The sequence below is a fragment of the Pseudoxanthomonas sp. LjRoot206 genome (genome assembly GCF_056175725.1).
The window spans coordinates 1-20,696 of record NZ_JBGFFI010000005.1; the positions used below are offsets into that span (position 1 = coordinate 1).

16 protein-coding genes and 1 pseudogene are annotated in these 20,696 nt (G+C 68.0%); 14 read left to right on the top strand and 3 right to left on the bottom strand.

Annotation, left to right across the window (positions count from 1 at the left end):
- Positions 1-212 precede the first annotated feature (212 nt).
- From AC04MD_RS15460 to AC04MD_RS15515, 12 genes are all read left to right on the top strand, one after another.
- Positions 213-953, top strand: a complete 741-nt coding sequence (locus AC04MD_RS15460) for a flagellar motor protein (protein ID WP_475498181.1) — start codon at positions 213-215, stop codon at positions 951-953.
- Positions 954-971: 18 nt separating this feature from the next.
- On the top strand, positions 972-1,934 hold the full coding sequence (gene motD / locus AC04MD_RS15465) for a flagellar motor protein MotD (protein ID WP_475498182.1): 963 nt from the start codon (positions 972-974) through the stop codon (positions 1,932-1,934).
- The gene (locus tag AC04MD_RS15470; RefSeq protein WP_475498183.1) at positions 1,934-2,716 is read left to right on the top strand and encodes a ParA family protein; all 783 of its coding nucleotides are present in this window, start codon (positions 1,934-1,936) and stop codon (positions 2,714-2,716) included. Before motD ends, AC04MD_RS15470 begins: the two co-directional genes overlap by 1 nt.
- Positions 2,713-3,789, top strand: a complete 1,077-nt coding sequence (locus AC04MD_RS15475; RefSeq protein WP_475498184.1) for a chemotaxis protein CheW — start codon at positions 2,713-2,715, stop codon at positions 3,787-3,789. Before AC04MD_RS15470 ends, AC04MD_RS15475 begins: the two co-directional genes overlap by 4 nt.
- 181 nt (positions 3,790-3,970) lie before the next feature.
- The gene (locus tag AC04MD_RS15480) at positions 3,971-4,282 is read left to right on the top strand and encodes an STAS domain-containing protein (protein WP_475498185.1); all 312 of its coding nucleotides are present in this window, start codon (positions 3,971-3,973) and stop codon (positions 4,280-4,282) included.
- On the top strand, positions 4,279-4,644 hold the full coding sequence (locus AC04MD_RS15485; RefSeq protein ID WP_162338451.1) for a response regulator: 366 nt from the start codon (positions 4,279-4,281) through the stop codon (positions 4,642-4,644). The genes AC04MD_RS15480 and AC04MD_RS15485 overlap by 4 nt, the downstream gene beginning before the upstream one ends.
- A 48-nt stretch (positions 4,645-4,692) precedes the next feature.
- Positions 4,693-6,687, top strand: coding sequence for a chemotaxis protein CheA (locus AC04MD_RS15490; RefSeq protein ID WP_475498186.1), 1,995 nt, complete (start codon positions 4,693-4,695; stop codon positions 6,685-6,687).
- Between the two features lie 83 nt (positions 6,688-6,770).
- A complete protein-coding gene (locus tag AC04MD_RS15495; RefSeq protein ID WP_475498187.1) occupies positions 6,771-7,964 on the top strand; it encodes an OprO/OprP family phosphate-selective porin in 1,194 nt (397 codons plus the stop codon).
- 210 nt (positions 7,965-8,174) lie between these two features.
- Complete coding sequence (locus AC04MD_RS15500) at positions 8,175-10,391, top strand: methyl-accepting chemotaxis protein (RefSeq protein ID WP_475498188.1); 2,217 nt, start codon at positions 8,175-8,177, stop codon at positions 10,389-10,391.
- Between the two features lie 187 nt (positions 10,392-10,578).
- Complete coding sequence (locus AC04MD_RS15505) at positions 10,579-13,218, top strand: Cache 3/Cache 2 fusion domain-containing protein (RefSeq protein WP_475498189.1); 2,640 nt, start codon at positions 10,579-10,581, stop codon at positions 13,216-13,218.
- Between the two features lie 207 nt (positions 13,219-13,425).
- On the top strand, positions 13,426-14,187 hold the full coding sequence (locus AC04MD_RS15510) for a transporter (protein WP_475498190.1): 762 nt from the start codon (positions 13,426-13,428) through the stop codon (positions 14,185-14,187).
- A gap of 25 nt (positions 14,188-14,212) precedes the next feature.
- Positions 14,213-16,459 carry a methyl-accepting chemotaxis protein gene (locus tag AC04MD_RS15515; protein WP_475498191.1) on the top strand — a complete coding sequence of 749 codons (2,247 nt, stop codon included), beginning with the start codon at positions 14,213-14,215 and terminating at the stop codon, positions 16,457-16,459.
- 123 nt (positions 16,460-16,582) lie between these two features.
- Here AC04MD_RS15515 and AC04MD_RS15520 read toward each other — a convergent pair whose 3' ends face one another.
- Together AC04MD_RS15520 and AC04MD_RS15525 are read right to left on the bottom strand one after the other, a co-directional pair.
- On the bottom strand, positions 16,583-17,341 hold the full coding sequence (locus tag AC04MD_RS15520; RefSeq protein ID WP_475498192.1) for a hypothetical protein: 759 nt from the start codon (positions 17,339-17,341) through the stop codon (positions 16,583-16,585).
- Between the two features lie 159 nt (positions 17,342-17,500).
- A complete protein-coding gene (locus AC04MD_RS15525) occupies positions 17,501-18,514 on the bottom strand; it encodes a L,D-transpeptidase (protein WP_475498193.1) in 1,014 nt (337 codons plus the stop codon).
- Positions 18,515-18,609: 95 nt separating this feature from the next.
- On the opposite strand from AC04MD_RS15525, the gene AC04MD_RS15530 reads away from it, so the two are divergent.
- Together AC04MD_RS15530 and AC04MD_RS15535 are read left to right on the top strand one after the other, a co-directional pair.
- Positions 18,610-19,353, top strand: a complete 744-nt coding sequence (locus tag AC04MD_RS15530; protein WP_475498194.1) for a CPBP family glutamic-type intramembrane protease — start codon at positions 18,610-18,612, stop codon at positions 19,351-19,353.
- 360 nt (positions 19,354-19,713) lie between these two features.
- A pseudogene (locus AC04MD_RS15535) lies at positions 19,714-19,848 on the top strand (IS110 family transposase); the annotation flags it as partial.
- A 296-nt stretch (positions 19,849-20,144) separates the two neighbouring features.
- Here the strand turns inward: AC04MD_RS15535 and AC04MD_RS15540 are convergent.
- A complete protein-coding gene (locus AC04MD_RS15540; protein WP_475498195.1) occupies positions 20,145-20,438 on the bottom strand; it encodes a DUF2695 domain-containing protein in 294 nt (97 codons plus the stop codon).
- Positions 20,439-20,696 lie beyond the last annotated feature (258 nt).

The following is a 20,696-nucleotide window of genomic DNA, read 5'->3' on the forward strand; positions in this document are numbered from 1 at the left end:
TGATCCTCGATGTCGACGGATCGCGCGCGACGGCATAGCCAGCTTTGTAGGAGCGCCCTCGGGCGCGATGCTTCTCCCTGAAATGCAAGAGCGTCGCGCCCGAGGGCGCTCCTACCAATGGTGCGGGCCGGGTGTGATCCCGGTCGCGTCTCGCGTGGCTTCCACACCCGCGTTGCCTCAAGTCCCCCTCGACCGGGCCGATAGATCAGCACATGGACATCTTCAGCCTCATCGGACTCCTGCTGGCGCTGGTCGCCCTGGTGGGCGGCAGCATCCTCAAGGGTGCCGGCCTGTCGTCGCTGTGGTCGTCCGCCGCCTTCGTCATCGTCATCCTCGGCACGCTCGCCGCCATCCTGGTGCACACGCCGCCGCCGGTGTTCAAGCGCGCGCTCGCCATCATGCGCTGGATCATCCGGCCGCCGGGCAACGACGGCGACGCGCTGCTCGCGCAGATCGTCGAATGGAGCAATATCGCGCGCAAGCAGGGCCTGCTCGGCCTGGAGCCGGTGGTCAGCCAGCAGGACGATCCGTTCCTGAAGAAGGGCCTGCAGATGCTGGTCGACGGCGTGGAGCCGGAGTCGATCCGCCACATGATGGAGATCGACCTCAACGGCCAGGAACACCAGGACCTCGCCGCCGCCAAGGTGTTCGAGGCGATGGGCATCTACGCGCCCACGCTGGGCATCATCGGCGCCGTGTTCGGCCTGATCGCGGTGATGAAGAACCTGGCCGACCCCAGCAAGCTGGGCCACGGCATCGCCGCCGCGTTCACCGCGACCATCTATGGCATCGCCTCGGCCAACCTGTTCTTCCTGCCCATCGCCAGCAAGCTGAAGAGCGTGATCGGCGGCCGCAGCCGCGAGCAGGAAATGATCATCGAAGGCCTGATCGCCATCGCGCAGGGCGAGAACCCGCGCAACATCGAGGCCAAGCTGGCCGGTTTCCTGCACTGAGCCTGCGGGACGACGGCGATGGCACGCAGGAAGAAGCACGAAGAGCACGCCAACCACGAGGCCTGGGCGATCCCCTATGCCGACCTGATGACGCTGCTGCTCGCCTTCTTCGTGGTGATGTACGCCATCTCCACCGTCAACGAAGGCAAGTACCGGGTGGTCGCCGATGCGCTGACCGCCGCTTTCGGGGGCGCGCCGCGCACGATCAATCCGGTGCAGGTCGGCAACCACCAGCTGCAGGGCTCGGACTTCGACCGCCCCTCGCCGATCAAGTCCGGCGCCAAGGAAGGGCCGTCCGCACCGTCGCCCTCGCCCAACGTCACCCTGCTGGCGGCGATGGCCTCGCAGATGAACATGTCGCTCGACGCCAATGGCCTGCAGGCCGCACAGGGCGAGCTCAAGCGCATCGCCGACGACCTGGAGCGGGCGCTGGCGCCGCTGATCGACGAGAAGCTGGTGACCATCAAGCGCTCGGCGCTGTGGCTGGAAGTGCAGATCAACAGCGACATCCTGTTCGCCACCGGCTCGGCGGCGCTGGACCCGCAGGCCCAGCAGACCGTGGGCAAGCTGGCCGCCGTGCTGGGCAACGTGCCCAATTCAGTGCGCGTGGAGGGCTATACCGACGACCGCCCGATCCGGACCTCGCAATTCCCGTCTAACTGGGAACTGTCGTCCGCCCGCGCCGCCAGCGTGGTGCACCTGTTCGTGCGCGACGGAATTCCGCCGGAGCGGCTGGCGATGATCGGCTACGGCGAGTTCCGCCCCATCGCCGACAACGCCACCCAGGAAGGCCGCAACGCCAATCGCCGCGTCCTGCTGATCATCCTGGCCAGTCCCACCGGTCCGGCACCGAACTTGCAGGCACAGGAACAAGCCCCGCCGCCGCCGTCAGTGATCTCGCTGCCGCCGCTGCCGGCCCACGCCGCGTCGCCCATGCCCGGAGCGCCGCCGGCGCCCCAGGTCCATGAAGGAGTCCAGTGATGCGCGTGTGGGCAATCGCCAACCAGAAAGGCGGCGTCGGCAAGACCACCACCACCCTCGCCCTCGGCCGCGGCCTGGCCATGCGTGGCCATCGCGTGCTGCTGATCGACCTGGATCCGCATGCGTCGCTGACGCGCGCCTTCGGCCTCGCCACCGATCCGCAGCCGACCGGCGTGCTGGACCTGTTCGACGAGCAGCCGCCGGCGCTGGCCAGCGTGGCGCGCGCCACCGAGATCGAGAACCTGTCCTTCGTCGCCGCGCAGACGCCGCTGGCCACGCTGGAGCGCCGCAGCGCCACCCAGCCCGGCCTCGGCCTGGCGCTGTCCAATGCGCTGGCGCGCGGCGGCCACGCCTACGACCACGTGCTGTTCGACTGCCCGCCCACGCTCGGCCTGCTGATGGTGAACGCGCTGGCCGCAGCCGACCACGTCATCATTCCGACGCAGACCGAGCCGCTCGCGCTGCACGGCCTCAAGGGCATGTGCCGCACGGCGGAGATGATCCAGCGCTCGCGCCACCGCGAGCTGCCGGTGTCCATCCTGCCGACGCTGCATGACAAGCGCACGCGCACCGGCGCGGAGACACTCAAGGCCATGCAGGACGAATACGGCGAGCGCGTCTGGAACGACGCCATCCCCAACGACACCCGCATCTGCAGCGTCGACGTCCTGACGCGTTCCAGTCCGGCCGCCGCGTATCCCGGTCGCGGACTGTCGGCGTATCGCCGCGCACTGGACTGGCTGCTGCTGACCGAAGCCCGCGACACGGAGCAGGCCGCATGACCACCCCGGCCGTCCTCGACGACTACCTGCTCGACCTGCTCGGCGATGTCGCCGTGCCGCCAGCGCAGGCCGCCGAGCCGGCGGCCGTCGCGCCTGCGGCGGATCCCCTGCCCGTCGCTGCGCCTGCGCTCGCCGTGGCCCCGGTGCGTGCCGGCAGCGAAGCCGACCTGATCACCGACGACGAATTCGAGGCCCTGCTCGACACGCTGCATGGCGACGGCCCACCCGGCGCGACCATCGAAGCGCCGGTGCCGCCTGCGCCCGCCTCCACGCTCGCGGTCGCGCCCGTGCGCGCCGGCAGCGAAGCGGACCTGATCAGCGACGACGAGTTCGAAGCCCTGCTCGACCAGTTGCATGGCGACGGCGCACCGACCGCGGTCGCGACCCCGCCCGCACCGCCGGCACCGCAAGCGGCGGCACCCGCGCTCGCCGTCGCCCCGGTCCGACCGGACCGCGACGACCTGATCGGCGACGACGAATTCGAAGCCCTGCTCGACGATCTGCATGGCGGTGCCGCGCCGACCTCGCGCGTGGCACCCGCGCCGGCCGCCCCGGCGCCGCTCGCACCGTCTCCGCGCGCGACCGCACCGTTGCCGGCCAAGCCCTTCCTGCTGACGCCGAGCGATAGCGGCGAGCGTCGTCGCGCGACCGAACGCAAGACCCGCTGGCTGCGCCTGCGCTGCGACCAGCAGCACTACGCGCTGGAACTGCTGAAGGTGCAGGAAGTCGTGCGCCCGGCCACCTTGCTGCCCCTGCGCGGCGCCGCACCGCACATGCTCGGCGTGATGAACCTGCGCGGCCAGGTGGTGCCGGTGATCGACCTGGGCCTGTACCTGGGCCGGCGCAGCGTGGACGTCGATGCCGTCACCCGCATCGTGGTGCTCGAAGAGCATGGCGAAACGCTGGGCCTGCGCGTGACCGCGGTCGAGGACGTCGCCAATCTCGCCGACCAGCAGATCGAATCGCCGGACAACGCACGCGTCGGCCGCATGTCGAACCCGCTGTTCCGCGGCATTGCGCGACTGAACGACAACGCGGTGATCCTGCTGGACGCGTCGCGGATCCTGCAGTGAGGCGAGCAGTGAGTGGAGAGGAGTGAGAAGTGACTAAGAACGACGTCGGGGCTTTCGCTCACTCCTCACTCCTCTCCACTCACTCCTCGCTTTACCCAACTCCGTCACACATTCACACCCGTCGCTCAAGAGCGGCCCCGCCGCGCCGATACATCACAAGAGCCGCCTTTCCGGAGACACGATGAGCGCTGTGCCATTGGGTGACGACCTCGGTATCGAGGCCGCCACCGACCTCAAGCAGCACCTGGCCCCGCATGTCGCGCAGCCGGAACCGCTGGCGCTGGACGCCGGCACCGTGCAGCGCGTGCACACCGCAAGCCTGCAGGTGCTGTGCAGCTTCGTGCGCCAGCGCGAGCAGGCCGGGCTGGCCACGGATTTCAGTGCGGTCAGCCAGAGTTTCCGCGACGCCGCGCGCCTGCTCGGCATCGCGCCGCAGCTCGGCCTGGCCAACGACAACGAACACAACACGCAACAAGTGGAGAACGCCGCATGAGCGCACGCATTCTGGTAGTGGACGATTCGGCCTCGATGCGACAGATGGTCGCCTTTGCCCTGAGCTCGGCGGGTTTCGCGGTAGATGAAGCCGAAGACGGCCAGGTCGCCCTGGGCCGCGCGCAGGGACAGAAGTTCAATGCCGTCGTCACCGACGTCAACATGCCCAACATGGACGGCATCTCGCTGATCCGTGCGCTGCGCGGCCTGCCGGACTACAAGTTCACGCCGATGCTGATGCTGACCACCGAATCGGCCGCCGACAAGAAGGCCGAAGGCAAGGCCGCCGGCGCCACCGGCTGGCTGGTCAAGCCGTTCAACCCGGAACAGCTGGTCGCCACCGTCCAGAAAGTCCTGGGCTGATCCCCACCTCCTCCGCTTACCTTCCGACCGCACCAGGGCACCGTCGCCATGAACATGGACATGCAGCGCTTCCACGCCACGTTCTTCGAGGAAAGCCGCGAAGGGCTGGAGGCCATGGAAGCCGGCCTGCTGTCGCTGGAACAAGGCAACCGCGACGGCGACCTGATCAATTCCATCTTCCGTGCCGCGCACTCCATCAAGGGTGGTTCGGCGACGTTTGGCTTCGACGCCATCGCCGGCATGACCCACGTGCTGGAGACGCTGCTGGACGAACTGCGTGCCGGCCAGCGTGCGGTCAGTCCGCCTGCGGTCGATGCGATGCTCGCCTCGGTCGACGTACTGCGCGCCCTGCTGGCCGAAGCCGAACACGGTACGCCCGCCGATCCCGCCGCCGTGCAGGCGATGAAGGACCGCCTCAACGCGGTGCTGTCCGGACAGGACGCACCGGCCGCCACCACGCCGGCCGCCGTCGCGATGGCCGAGTCCGAACCCGATGGCTGGAAGATCGGCTTCACCCCGGCGCCGTCGCTGTTCATGAGCGGCAACGATCCGCTGCGCATCCTGCGCGAACTGGAACATCTCGGCCCGCTGGAAATCGCGTGCCGCATGGAACGCCTGCCCGGTTTCGAGCAGATCGATCCGCTGGAAGCCTACCTGGCCTGGGACCTCGGCCTGATCGGCAAGGTCCCGCGCAGCGCGGTGGACGACGTGTTCGCCTGGGTCGTCGACGACTGCGAACTCGACATCCAGCCGATGCAGCGCAACGCCGTGCCGGTCGAAGCCGCCGCCATCGCCGCGCAGCCGGTGGCCGCCGTCGTCGCCAGCGGTGCGCAGGCGCCTGCCGCCGCGACCGCACCCGCCGCCAACGACGCGGCCGAGACCTCCATCCGTGTCAGCGTCGACAAGATCGACGGGCTGATCAACCTGGTCGGCGAACTCGTCATCACCCAGGCCATGCTGAAGCAGGTCTCCGGCCTGCTCGACCAGGCCCAGTGCGAGCGCCTGTTCGCCGGCCTCGACCTGCTGGAGCGCAACACCCGCGACCTGCAGGAAGCCGTCATCGGCGTGCGCATGCTGCCGGTGGACGCCGTGTTCCGCCGCTTCCCGCGCCTGGTCCGCGACCTGTCCGCGCGCCTCGGCAAGCAGGTACGCCTGCGGACCATCGGCGAAGGCACCGAGCTGGACAAGGGCCTGATCGAACGCATCGCTGATCCGCTGGTGCACCTGGTGCGCAACTCGATCGACCACGGTCTGGAAATGCCCGACGTGCGCGCGCAGGCCGGCAAGGACGAGACCGGCACCATCACCCTGGCGGCCTCGCACCAGGGTGGCCATATCGTCATCGAAGTCAGCGACGACGGCCGCGGCCTCAACCGCGAGCGCATCCTCGCCAAGGCGGCCGAGCGCGGACTCGCGGTGCCGGAGAACCCGACCGATGCGCAGGTCTGGGACCTGATCTTCCAGCCGGGCTTCTCCACCGCCGACGCGGTCACCGACCTGTCCGGTCGCGGCGTCGGCATGGATGTGGTCCGTCGCAACATCCAGGCGCTGGGCGGCGAAGTCCAGCTGGAAAGCGCGGCCGGCCAGGGCACCCGCGTGGTGATCCGCCTGCCGCTGACGCTCGCCATCCTCGACGGCATGGCGGTGTCGGTCGGCGAAGAGACCCTCATCCTGCCGCTGACCTACGTGCTGGAAGCGCTGCAGCCGCAGGCCGAAGACGTGCGCACGGTGGGCGGCGACGGCCGCGTGCTGCGGGTGCGCGGCGAATACCTGCCGATCGTCGCGCTGAACGAGTACTACCGCTACGGCGACAACCGCAACGCGGACCCGCTGGTGGTGGTGGTGGAAGCCGATGGCCAGAAGCTGGCGCTGGAAGTCGACGAACTGATCGGCCAGCAGCAGGTCGTGGTGAAGAACCTCGAGAACAACTACCGCCGCATCGAAGGCATTTCCGGCGCCACCATCCTCGGCGACGGCCGCGTCGCCCTGATCGTCGACGTCGGCGGTCTGGTGCGCGCGCGCAGGATGCAGCAGGCCGCCTGACCCCTCTCTCCCCGCGTCCCCGTATGCGTCGCCCACCGCGGGCGACGCCCGACGGCGCACGCCCTTACACTCCGGATATCCGCATGAAGTACGCCTTCTCCACCCTCGCCCTCGCCCTGCTGGCCGTGCACGCCGGTGCCCGTGCCGACGACGGCAAGGCCACCGCGACCGCGTGGCCGCCGAAGATCGCCTTCGCCGGCGGTACCGAGCTGAGCCTCGGCGGCAACCTGCAGTACGACGCCAACGACTTTTCCGGCGAGGGCTACAACGGCGCCGCGCTGGAAGACGACGACGCGTGGCGTCGGCAGGAGCTCGGCTTCACCCTGCGCAAGAAGGGCGTCTACGACCTCGGCGTGACCTACGACTTCCACGCCAAGAGCTGGAACGACGTGGCGCTGCGGGTGGAGACCAAGGCCCTGTTCGGCCGCGACCTGGGCAAGGTCCGCCTCGGCCAGATGAAGGTGCCGCTGGGCTTCGAAGGCAACACCGCCACGCGTGCGGTGAGCTTCCTGGAAAGCGCGCTGCCGACGCAGGCGTTCTACGAGAACCGCCGCAGCGGCATCGACTGGGCGTTCGAGCGCGAGCGCTACATCGCCAACGCCGGCTACTTCTTCGAATCCGACCTGCTCGGCAACAACAAGGGCGACACCACCGCGGTGCGCCTGGCGTGGACCCCGCGCAAGGCGGCCGGCGACGTGCTGCACCTGGGCGTGGCCGGCTCGCAGGAGCGTCCGGACAGCGAGGTCAACGGCCTCGGCGTGACCGTGCATCCCAGCGTGCGCTGGCGCGCGCGTCCCGAAGCCGCGCTCACCGGCGTGCGGCTGGTGGACTCGGGCACGCTCACGCGCGTGGACCGCATCGACCGCACCGGCGTGGAAGCGCTGTGGATCCATGGTCCGTGGTCGCTGCAGGGCGAATACCTGCGACAGAAGACCGCGCGCGAGCTGGGCCTGCCGTCCTACTCCGCGGACGGCGGTTACGTGTTCGCCAGTTGGCTGGCGACCGGCGAGTCGCGTGGCTACAGCGGCGGCAACGTCGCCAACCCCAAGCCCAAGGGCGCGTACGGCGCGCTGGAGCTGCTGGCCCGCTACAGCCGCATCGACCTGGACAGCGACGGCATCGCCGGTGGCCGCGAGCACAACTGGACGCTGGGCGCCAACTGGTACCTGACGCCGTACTTCAAGTTCCAGGCGAACTACGTGAAGACCGACGCCACCCGCGGCGCCTTCTCTGCCGATCCGAGCGTGTTCCAGCTACGCGCGCAGCTCGCATTCTGATGCCGTATGCCGCGTGTTGCGCGACCGGTCACGGTCTGCGCAACGCGTGGACGACCGCCAGGTAAGCGCGCTTACTTTTCCGCCCGGCCGTCGTAAAGAACTCTCACATTGCGCCGCTACTCAGAGACGGGTATCGCACCACGGGCATGGACCGCTCTGCTTCCTCCCGATGCACCGGCACATCCACTGAACTCTTTCGAGACCGTCTCCATGTTCAAGCACCTCAAGATCGGCAAACGCCTGGCCATCGGCTTCGCCGTGCTCGTCCTGCTCATCGTCGCCACCGGCGCGTTTTCCGTGCAGCGGATGGGCGTGGCCCAGGGCGTGGTGGTCGGGATCATGAACAAGGAGGTGCCGGCCATCCGCGACCTGGGACGCATGGCCACGATGCTGGCCGAATACCGGGTCAGTGAGCGCGGCCTGGTCGCTGGCTACCAGGACCCGGAGAAGGTCGCCGAGTACACCGGCGAGCTGGTCGCGGGAAGCAAGGCCTTCGACGAGCTTTCGAAAGCGTACGGCGCCACCCTCTCGGACCCGCAGCAGAAAGCGCTGTACCAGCAGATGCTGGCCAAGTCCGCGCTCTACTTCGACAACAGCCGCCTGCTGATCGAATCGGTCAAGGTCGGCGACCTGACGCCCGCCAGCGGTGCCGGCGACCTGCGCCAGGCCACCGCCGATGCCGTCGCCGTCATGCTGGACGACAAGATGAAGGAGCTGGACGAATCCGTTGCCGCCCAGCAGGCCGGCTATACCAACAACCTCCGCGCCATCGGCCTGCTGGTGGCGGTGGCATTGATGCTGGCCATCGCGGCCGCGGTCCTCATCACCCGCTCGATCGTGCGTCCGATGGCCGAGGTCGCGAGCGTCGCCGACGCCGTGGCGCGTGGCCAGCTGGATCGCCAGATCGTCATCGACGACCGCAGCGAGCTGGGCGACCTGCTCGGCTCCATGCAGCGCATGCAGACGCAGGTGAAGTCGGTCATCGCCGCCCAGAGCGAAATGGCGGTACGCCATGACGAAGGCCGGATCAGCTACCGGATGGACGACAGCGCCTTCCCCGGCGACTACGGCCGCATGGTCCGCGACACCAACGCGCTGGTCGGTTCGCATATCGCCGTCAAGATGCGCCTTGTGGAAGTCATGCAGCGCTACGCCGTCGGCGACCTGTCGATCGACATGGATCGCCTGCCCGGCGAGAAGGCCCAGCTCACCGACGCCATGGACGCGACCAAAGCGAATCTCTCGGCCATCAATGCCGAGATCAAGCGCCTGGCGGCGGCCGCTGCTTCTGGCGATTTCAGCCAGCGCGGTGATGTGGACAAGTACCAGTACGACTTCCGCGACATGATCTGCGGGCTGAACCAGCTGATGGAGACGACCGACGGCAACCTCGCCGAAGTCTCCGAGCTGCTCAGGGCGATCGCGCGCGGCGACCTGACCGCGCGCATGGAAGGTGATTTCCACGGTGTGTTCGCCACCATGCGCGACGACGCCGATGCCACCGTGACGCAGCTGACCGAGATCGTCGGCGGCATCCAGACCGCCTCGCTGAGCATCAACACCGCCGCCGGCGAGATCGCCGCCGGCAACAACGACCTCTCGCGCCGTACCGAACAGCAGGCCGCCAACCTGGAAGAGACCGCCGCCTCGATGGAGGAACTGACCTCCACCGTGCGCCAGAACGCCGAGTCCGCCCGCCAGGCCAACCAGCTCGCCATCGGTGCCGCGTCGGTCGCCTCGCAGGGCGGCGACGTGGTGGGCAGGGTCGTCACCACGATGACCGACATCGAACAGTCGTCGAAGAAGATCGCCGAGATCATCTCGGTCATCGACGGCATCGCCTTCCAGACCAACATCCTGGCGCTGAACGCCGCGGTGGAAGCGGCGCGTGCCGGCGAACAGGGCCGCGGCTTCGCCGTGGTCGCCTCGGAAGTGCGTACCCTCGCCCAGCGTTCGGCCAACGCCGCGAAGGAGATCAAGGGCCTGATCGAGAATTCGGTGGACAAGGTCGCCGACGGCTCGGCGCTGGTGCACCAGGCCGGCGCGACCATGGCCGAGATCGTGGCGTCGGTGCAGCGCGTGACCGACATCATGGCCGAGATCTCCGCCGCCTCGCAGGAACAGAGCGCCGGCATCGAGCAGGTCAACCAGACCATCACCCAGATGGACGAGGCGACCCAGCAGAATGCCGCGCTGGTGGAGGAAGCCACCGCCGCCGCCCGTTCGATGGAAGAGCAGGCGCAGGCACTGACCGCGTCGGTATCGGTGTTCAAGCTGCAGTCGGCGCCGGTCAGCGCGCCGGTGCGCAAGGCCATTTCAACCGCCGCCATGGCCACGCCGAAGCCCGCCGCCAAGGCGGTGGCCCGCAAGCCGACCGTGCGCAAGCCGGAGCCGGCGCTGGCCGACGGCGACTGGCAGGAGTTCTGAGCCGGGCCCGGGGCCTCCCGGCGTCGCGTCACCCACACGGCCCGGCATGTCCGGGCCGTGTGCGTCGGGAGACAGGACACCGCTGCACCTACATGCATTTACCGTTCGTCGGGAAAACCCCGACGCAGCACTCAATGTGGCGGGCGTAACGCCGATACCGGTCTGGATACCTCAACCACGTACCCCCATGACCCGACTCGCGCGTCTTTCGCTCGGCAGCAAGCTCTCCCTCCAGGTCACCCTCGCGGTTGCGGTGGTACTCGCCCTCCTCGCCTTCGTGGTGCAACGGCAGTCCAGCCGCGCCATCCAGGACCGCGCACTCGCCGACCTGGATGTCGCCGCGCAGGTCATGCTGGAATCCGTCGCGCTCTACGACAGTACGCTGAGCGAGGCCACGCAACGCATGGCGCGCGCCTTCCGCGCATCGCTGCCCTCCGGCGACGTGTCGGTGGATCCTGCCACCAGCACGCCCATCGGCGATGTCGAGGTGCCGGCGTTGCGCTTCGGCGAGCAGACGATGAACCTGGATTTCACCGACGTGGACCGGTTCACCGATGCCACGGGTGTGGTTGCCACCCTCTTCGTGCGCCAGGGCGACGACTTCACCCGTGTCACCACGTCGCTGCGCAATGTGGAAGAACAGCGCGTCATCGGCACAGCGCTGGACCACCAGCATCCGGCCTACGCGCTGATGCTGGAAGACAAGCCGTACACCGGCCGCGCGCGCCTGTTCGGTCGCGACTACATGACCCACTACCAGCCGCTGCAGGATGCGACAGGCGCCACCGTCGGCATCCTGTTCGTCGGCCAGAACTACGGCGACGGACTGGCCGCGCTGAAGGACAAGCTGCGCACCACCAAGCTGGGTGAAGCCGGTTACTTCTTCGTCATCGACCTCGCCGAGGGCGACAGGCACGGCACGCTGGCCGCGCACCCCGCCAGCCAGGATGCGCCCTACCCCGATGTGGTGGACGCCGGCTCCTTGGCCGCGATGAAGTCGCTGCTCGACCAGGACCACGGCCACGCCGTGCTGGAGGTCGCACCAAAGGCCGGCGACGACGCGGTACCGGCACTGGTCGCGGTGAAGCGGTTCACGCCGTGGAAATGGGCGCTGGTGGCGGTGGAGCCGCAGGCCACGGTGCTCGCGTCCAGCCATGCCCTGACCATCGCGATCCTGTCGCTGTCGCTGCTCGCGCTGGTGGTGATCGGCGTGTTCACCTGGGTCGGCGTGCGCCGCGTGGTTTCGCGTCCGTTGCGCCGCGCCGTGGCCATCGCCGGCGATGTGGCGGCGGGACGGCTGGACGGCCGGATCGACACGACCCGCCAGGATGAAGTCGGCCAACTGCTCTCCGCCATGCACAGCGTGCAGACGCAGGTGGTGGCGGTGATCGCGGCGCAGACCGAAATGACGCGTCGCCACGACGAAGGCCAGATCAGCTTCCGCATCGACGACAGCGCGTTCCCCGGCGAATACGGCCGCATGGTGCGCGATACCAATGCGCTGGTCGCCGCGCACATCGCGGTCAAGATGCGTGCGGTCGGCATCATGCGCCGCTATGCCGACGGCGACCTGACGGAAGACATGGATCGCCTGCCAGGCGAGAAGGCGTTCATCACCGAAACGCTGGATGCCTGCAAAGCCACGCTGTCGGCGATCAATGGCGAGATCAAGCGCCTGGCCATGGCCGCCTCCGCCGGCGATTTCAGTCAGCGTGGCGACGTGGACCAGTACCGCCACGACTTCCGCGAGATGGTCGATGGCCTGAACCACCTGATGGAAACCACCGACGGCAATCTCGCAGACGTCTCCGAACTGCTGAAGGCGATCGCCCGCGGCGACCTGACCGCGCGGATGGACGGCGATTTCCATGGCGTGTTCGCCAGGATGCGCGACGACGCCAACGCCACGGTGGCGCAGCTGACCGACATCGTCGGCCGCATCCAGGACGCCTCCGGCTCCATCAATACCGCCGCCGGCGAAATCGCCGCCGGCAACAACGACCTCTCGCGCCGTACCGAACAGCAGGCCGCCAACCTGGAAGAGACCGCCGCCTCGATGGAGGAACTGACCTCCACCGTGCGCCAGAACGCCGAATCCGCCCGCCAGGCCAACCAGCTCGCCATCGGCGCGGCCAGCGTGGCCTCGCAGGGCGGCGACGTGGTCGGCAAGGTCGTCACCACCATGACCGACATCGAACAGTCGTCGAAGAAGATCGCCGAGATCATCTCGGTCATCGACGGCATCGCCTTCCAGACCAACATCCTGGCGCTCAACGCCGCGGTGGAAGCCGCGCGTGCCGGCGAACAGGGCCGCGGCTTCGCCGTGGTCGCCTCGGAAGTGCGTACCCTCGCCCAGCGTTCGGCCAACGCCGCGAAGGAGATCAAGGGCCTGATCGAGAATTCGGTGGACAAGGTCGCCGACGGCTCGGCGCTGGTGCACCAGGCCGGTGCGACGATGGCCGAGATCGTGGCGTCGGTGCAGCGCGTGACCGACATCATGGCCGAGATCTCCGCCGCCTCGCAGGAACAGAGCGCCGGCATCGAGCAGGTCAACCAGACCATCACCCAGATGGACGAGACCACCCAGCAGAATGCCGCGCTGGTGGAAGAAGCGTCGGCGGCCGCGCGTGCGATGGAAGAGCAGGCGCATGCCCTCAGCGGGTCGGTGTCCGTGTTCAAGCTGCAGGCGACGGTCAGCGCACCGGCGCGCAGGCCGGCAGCGCCGGTCACCGCATCGCGTGCTCCCGTCGCCAGAACGTCGCGGCCGCGCGCGGCGCGCGCGCCGGAGCCCGTTATCGCCGGCGACGACGACTGGCAGACGTTCTGACCGTTCGGCGTGTCTCCCGTGATGGCACCGACGACGGCCCGGCAATGTCCGGGCCGTCTGCGTTTTTGCGATTATGGCGCCGCGCAACGTTATACAAGTTACTGATATGAAAGGAAATATGTGAGTCAAGCGGAACCCCGGCGGCGCCGATAGCTACGGAGCCACCGGCCGCTGACAGGCCGGATCCATCCGACCCTGGTGACTCCCATGAACCGCGCCCGCTCCTTCCTGCCGCTCCTCCTGATTGCCGCCGCCATCGCCGACGCGCGCGCCGCCGAGCCCATTGCCACCGACCGTCCGGACTTCGTCGAGTCCAGCCAGACCGTCGGCGCCGGCCGCGCCCAGATCGAAACCAGCGTGGCCTGGGAGCGCGACGACGACACGCGTATGTTCGCCACGCCCACGCTGCTGCGCGTCGGCGTCTCCGACCATTGGGAACTCCGGCTGGAGGGCGACGGCTGGCTGCGCAGCACCGGCGCCGGCGGACGCGAACGCGGCGTGGCCGATGTCTCGGTCGGCGCCAAGTACCACGTCGCCGGGTCCGGCGAGCACGGACCCTCGCTGGCCTGGCTGGTGCATGCCGACCTGCCCAGCGGCGACCGCGCATTCCGCGGCCATGGCGTGCGCCCGTCGGTGCGGCTGGTGGCCGAGTGGGAGCTGCCCCGCGACTACTCCCTCGGCGTGATGCCGGGTCTGGTCCACGAAAGCGGCGAGGACGGCCATCGCTACACCGCCGGCATCCTCGGCGTGGTGGTCGGCAAGGCGTGGACGGCGCGCTTCCGCACCTTCGCCGAAGTCGCGCTGCCGCAGATCGCGCGCGACGACGACGGCGGCACCGTCGCCCTGCTCGACCTGGGCGGTGCCTGGCTGCTCAGCGACGACGTTCAGCTCGACGTCGCCTACAGCGCCGGCCTCAACCGGCGCAGCCCCGACCACGGCGTGACCCTCGGCCTGTCGGCGCGCTTCTGACCCCCCTACCCCCAGGACCCTTGCCATGAAAACCACCCACATGCTCGCCACCCTGGTCGCCTCGGCACTGACCGGCCTGCTGGCGATGGGCCTGATCGGCCACCTGGGCCAGCGCGACCTGCTGGCCTCACTGGAAGACCAGACCAACGGCGCCCAGGCGCTGCGGCACCACATGCAGGCCGACATGATGCATGACGCCTTGCGCGGCGACGTGCTGGCGGCGCTGCTCGCCGGCCGTCAGGGCGACGCCGACGGGCTCGCCGCCGCGCGCGCGTCGTGGCAGGAACACGCGACCACGTTCCGCCAGGCCATCGACGCCGACGTGCATACGCGCCTGGCCGTGGATGACGACACGACGCAGGCCATGAAGGACGTCGTGCCGGCGCTCGACGCCTACATCGGCAGCGCGGACACCGTCATCAGGCAGGTCGAGACCGGCGCATCCACCACCGACACCGCGTACGCCGCCTTCATCGCCAGCTTCGAGGATCTGGAAACCCGCATGGAACAGATCAGCGACGGCATCGCAGCGGCCGGCCAGGCATCGCACCTGCTGTCCGACCAGCGCGCGGCGCGCGTTGCCTTGCGGCAATGGCTCAGCGCCGCGCTGGCAATGGTCGCGCTCGCGTTGCTGGGGGTATGGATCGCGCGCCAGTTGCGTCGCCGGCTGGGCGGTGAGCCGGCGGAGGTCGCCGACATCGCGCGGCGGATCGCGGCCGGCGACTTCAGCCGCACGGTCACCCTGCGTCGCGGCGATCAGGGCAGCCTCGCCCAAAGCATGCAGCGGGTGCAGGAGCAGGTGCAGGCCGTCATCCAGGCCCAGTCGCTGATGGCCGAACGCCATGAGCAGGGCATCATCAGCTACCGCATGGACGAAACCGCCTTCCCCGGCGACTACGGCCGCATGGTGCACGACACCAACCAACTGGTGGCGGCGCATATCGCCGTCAAGATGCGCGCCGTCGAGGTGATGCGGCACTACGCGATGGGCGATCTCTCGGTGGACATGGAGCCGCTGCCCGGCGAGAAGGCCGTCATCACCGAAACGATGGATGCCTGCAAGGCCCGGCTCGCCGCGATCAATGGCGACATCAAGCGGTTGGCCGCCGCCGCGGCAACCGGCGATTTTTCCCAGCGCGGCGAGGCGGAAAGCTACCAGTACGACTTCCGCGAGATGATCGAAGGCCTCAATCGCCTGATGGAAACCACCGAAGGCAATCTGGCGGAGGTTTCCGCGCTGCTGAAATCCATCGCCCGCGGCGACCTGACCGCTCGCATGGACGGCGAGTTCCATGGCGTGTTCGCCACCATGCGCGACGATGCCAACGCCACCGTCGCGCGGCTGACCGACATCGTGGGCGGCATCCAGGATGCGTCGGGCAGCATCAACACCGCCGCCGGCGAGATCGCCGCCGGCAACCTGGACCTGTCGCGCCGCACCGAGCAGCAGGCCGCCAACCTGGAAGAGACCGCCGCTTCGATGGAGGAGCTGACCTCCACCGTGCGGCAGAACGCGGATTCGGCGCGCGAGGCCAACCAGCTGGCGATGGGCGCGGCCAGCGTGGCGCTGCAGGGCGGCGAGGTGGTCGGCAAGGTGGTGGCCACCATGTCCGATATCCAGCAGTCATCGCGGCGCATCGCCGACATCATCTCGGTCATCGACGGCATCGCGTTCCAGACCAACATCCTGGCGTTGAACGCCGCGGTGGAAGCGGCCCGCGCGGGCGAACAGGGCCGTGGCTTCGCGGTGGTGGCCAGCGAGGTGCGCACCCTCGCCCAGCGCAGCGCCAATGCGGCCAAGGAGATCAAGGGATTGATCGAAGCGTCGGTGGACAAGGTCGCCGAAGGATCGACGCTGGTCGACCAGGCCGGCACCACGATGAGCGACATCGTCGCGAGCGTGCAGCGCGTCACCAACATCATGGCCGAAATCTCGGCCGCCTCGCAGGAGCAGTCGATCGGGATCGAGCAGGTCAACCAGACCATCACCCACATGGACGAGGCGACCCAGCAGAACGCCGCGCTGGTGGAAGAAGCGTCGGCCGCCGCCACGTCGATGGCGGACCAGGCCCGGGCGCTGGCCGAATCGGTCGCGGTGTTCACGCTGGACGGCACGATCAGCGCACCGGTGCGCCACGCCATCGCAGCCGCGACTACCGGCAAGCACGCGCCACCTGCCCCGCCCGCAAAACCGAACGTCGCCGTCCGCAAGCCCAGCCCACGCACGCCCGACCCGGCGGTGGCCGACGAAGGCGAATGGCAGGAGTTCTGAGTGCGTCCTCGCGTGCAGTGATCCGTCAACGCAAACGACCCGGCTCAGGCCGGGTCGTTTGCTTCATGCCATGGCGACACGGCGTGCATTGCCCGCCAGGCGACACGCGCTACCCGGTCGCGATCAGAACCGGCGTTGGCCACCGCCATAGTTGCCGATATCGCACTGTCCAGAGAAGGTGGTACCGCCTTCGATGGTGATGCGGCCGGAGCGGCGGTCGACCGTCAGCCGTGGCTTGTTCATGCCGTTGAGGCGGTAGGTGGCGGTGATGCGGTCCGCGCCGACCTGCAGATTCTCCAGGTCCCACCAGCCATGATCGCCATGCGAATTGATCGGCGGAATCAGCGGCGCACCCAGGTGGATGCGGCCATGGTCGCCATACAGTTCGATCTGCACATCGCTGTTGAAGCCCTCCGTGGTGGCACGCACGGTATCGGCCTCATGCCACTTGTTGCGCTTGTCGTCCCAGCTGTAGTTGGGCTCGCTGGTCACCGTCGGTCGGGTACCGGCGCCGTAGCAGACCAGCACCAGCGAGTTGGGATCGCGCTCGCTGGAAGGATACGGGCGCGACGATGCGCCGTCCGTTCCACTCCCCGATGCACCGCAGTTCGCCGCCGGCACGGACTGGATCGAGGCGTAGCGACCATCCATCGTGGACACGGAAATGCACTGGTTCCGTTTGGCATTCCACCAGAAGGTGAAGCGCTGGTCGCGCACGGTGTTGGAATCGCGCTGTTCATAGCCGCGCGACTGCAGTTGGGTCTCACCGCCGGCACCGCGCGCGCCTATCAGGTCTTCGACGTCGGGTGGCGTCTGCGCGGATGCGGCGAAAGACAGGGCAAGCGTTGCGACCAGGGAAACGGCGAGCGGCTTCGGACGCATGGTGGTTCTCCTGAGGGGAATTCGAGCGAGGGTCGTGAACGGGAGATCGATGGTCTTGAGTGGAAAATTTCTTTGTCGGCCAACGTGCCGGAAGCGACGCGGGAAGAGCATCGCGCCACGACCTGCGTCGTGGCGTGAAGGCGAAGACGACGGGAATGCCTACAGCGCCGGCACATCCGCATTGAGCACCTGCAGCGCCTGGCCGGTCGTCTCCGGAAGTACGTGCAGGTCGGTCTGCAGCAGCACCGCGCCCGGTTGCAGCAGCGGCAAGACCGCCGCGGCAAAGACCGGCGGCACCACCACGCGTGCCACGTCCTGCGCCGTCAGCTCCTGGCCTGCCTCGTCCTCACGGCCGGGAATGCCGATCCTTCGCCACGTCGGCGCCTGGCCAGGGGCGACGCCGGACACGAGGTAAGCGTGTGTACCTTGTGGCACGGGTCCGTTGCGGAAATCGATCCGCGCGCGGCCGATCTCGATGCCGTTGCGGAACACGAACAGGCGTCGGTCCGCCGTGCTCATCACCATCGACAGCGGGCCGGTGGGCGACTTGAGCGGTTCCCAGCGGAAAGCCTCGGCCGCGCCCAGCAACGGGCCGGCATCCTCCGCTCCCGTCCTGGGATCGATCGGGCTGGCGACCGGCGGATGCACGAGGTCGTCGGGCGCCAGGCCCTCCTTCGCCACCACCACCACCATGCCCATGGTGGTGGCATCGAACAGCAGGCGCGCGAATTCGGTGGGCAGATGCACGCAGCCATGCGATTCCGGGTAACCGGGCAGGCCACCGGCATGCAGGGCCACACCATCCCAGGTCAGCCGTTCCTGGTACGGCATCGGCGCATTGTTGTACTTGCTGGAGTGGTGGTCCTTGTCCTTCTGCAGGATGGTGAACACACCCGTGGGCGTTTCATGTCCCGGCTTGCCGGTGCTGACGGTCGACACCGCGATCAGCAGGCCATTGCGGTACACGTAGGCGCGCTGCTCGGTCAGGCTGACCACCACCGCCATCGGTCCCATGTCCTTGGCATCGCCGCCCCAGACCCATTCGCCTGGCGTGAGCGCCGCTGGTGGCGTGCCGGCGGGGCTCGACGTCTTCGCGCCCCAGGAGGGCGCCGCCTGCGCACTGACGGGAAGTAGCGACAGTCCCAGCCATGCGATCAATAGGGTCCGGATCATCACGTTGTCCTTGTCGGGATGGCACGGGCTTCACGCCATGTCACATATTGCACATCTTCATGTTCAAATGCAGTCGTTCACTCCCGGAGTCGCCCATGCATTCTCCTGGTCTGCCGCATCGCCCTGACTTCCCCTTCTACGCCGGCAGGCCTGTCAGCCTTTCCGGACCGCGCTGGCTTGTCGTGATGGCGAGCGTGGCGCTGGCGTTCTGGCTGCTGGTGGCACCGTGGACACGCCCACCACAGCCATGGGGCATGTGGATTCCAGTGCTGCTTTTTTGCGGCGTGCCGCTGTGTGCCCTGGCCCTCGTCGCGGGTCGCGCCTGGACGGCCTTGTTCCATCGTCCCAGCGGCCGCGACCTGCTGCTGATGGTCGGCATCGCCGCGTTGAATCTGGTGGTCACCGTGCTGATCGGGCTGCTGCTGAACGGCCTGGACCATGGGTCGGCCAATCCCGCGTTCGCGTCGATCGCTGAAGCGGATACCGCCACCCGTGTCATGGCCTTCGCGGCGATGGTGCCGCAGCTGTTGGGCGAGGAACTGCTCACCGTCCTGCCCTTGCTCGCCTTGCTGTGGTGGCTGCATACCCGCATGAAGCTGCCGCGACGCACTGCCCTGGTGCTGGCGTGGCTGCTGTCGGCCATCCCGTTCGCGCTGGCGCACCTGCCCACCTACCAGTGGGACCTGGTGCAGTGCCTGGTGATCATCGGCAGCGCCAGGCTGGTACTGAGTCTGGCCTATCTGTTCTCGCGCAACCTGTGGGTGTCGACCGGTGCGCACGTGCTCAACGACTGGACGCTGTTCGGCATCAGCCTGATGTTGAGTCCGCTGCCGCACTGACGCTGTCCCTCGCCCGAAGAAGGAATGTCCCTGGCGCTTCCCCATGATCGGGCGAGACGGCTGAGGACCGCCGGCTGGACGCTGCTGACCCTGTTGTTTCTGCTGAGCGTTCCGCTGCTGCTCAATGCATCGCCATGGACACGGGCGGCCGCATTCCTGCTGGGTGGTGGCGTGGTGGCCGCGTTTTCGTCGCTGCTCGTCCCCGTCTGCGACGCCAGCCTTCGGCACGGGGCTGGCCGAATCGGTCGCGGTGTTCACGCTGGACGGCACGATCAGCGCGCCGGTGCGCCACGCCATCGCGGCCGCTGCTACCGGCAAGCACGCGCCACCTGCCCCGCCCGCAAAACCGGGGGGACGTCGGTCCAGGACATCCGGGGTCACAACAAGGCGGCCTGCGCGCTGGCCAACAAACTGGCCCGACGGCTGTGGGCGATGGAACACCACGGCATGCCGTTCGATCCGCGCCACGTCAGTGAGCGACCACACGCTACGTAGCGCGACTGCTTCGACACGCGTTCACCACTTCACTTTCGGGAGTTGCCTGACACGATCTTGATCATGGCGAAGGGTTCGGTCCCGGAGTGGACAACGCCGATAACAATGCCGGCCTCGCAGGCCGCTTGAACGATAGGCACCCACTCCGCGGATTCCATGATGGCCCGGGCATCAACGCCCACCCCAAGGCCGGATACACGACTGCAACCGCACCGCTTCCCGACGATCAACGATCAGCTACGGCAACGACTGCTTGACGGAGGAGTCCATACATGAATTGTTAGGCAGCAGCCGACTCACTGCGCCCACTCCTGCTCTACGTTGGCAAGAACCTCACAATCACAGTAGCCTCCATACTCGCCGAGCCAAGGAACAATTGTGGCCTCAGGCAAGCCATGGGTGTGCAGGAATTGCCGCGTGAGTTTGAGGGAGTGGTCACAACCAGCCGACAGCGCGCTGTCCAGATGATCAAATAGCTGAGCAAGCTGATCCTGTGACATAGGCATTGAGGCAACCGCCTCGGCATGCTGCCGCTGGGCAATCTCGCGGACTATGGCTTTGCGGCGCTCTTGTTCGGCTCTCGAGGTCATTGGTTCTGCTGCCTAACGCCTGAATTAAGCCGACCCGCGAAGCGGGCTCGGCTTGAATGAATTGTTAGGCGGCGTGCCATGCATCAGCTGCACTGCCTATGCAACTTTAGCGCGCGGATCGAGCTCAAGTTGATCGCAGAGCTCACCCCATTCTGCCTTGAACAACGCGGCATGTGGACTCTCGGCCCTGGCGCGAAGGGCCGCCCTACAAAAGGCGCGAAACATCTCTGGCGGTGAATCCACAAGACTAATGAACAT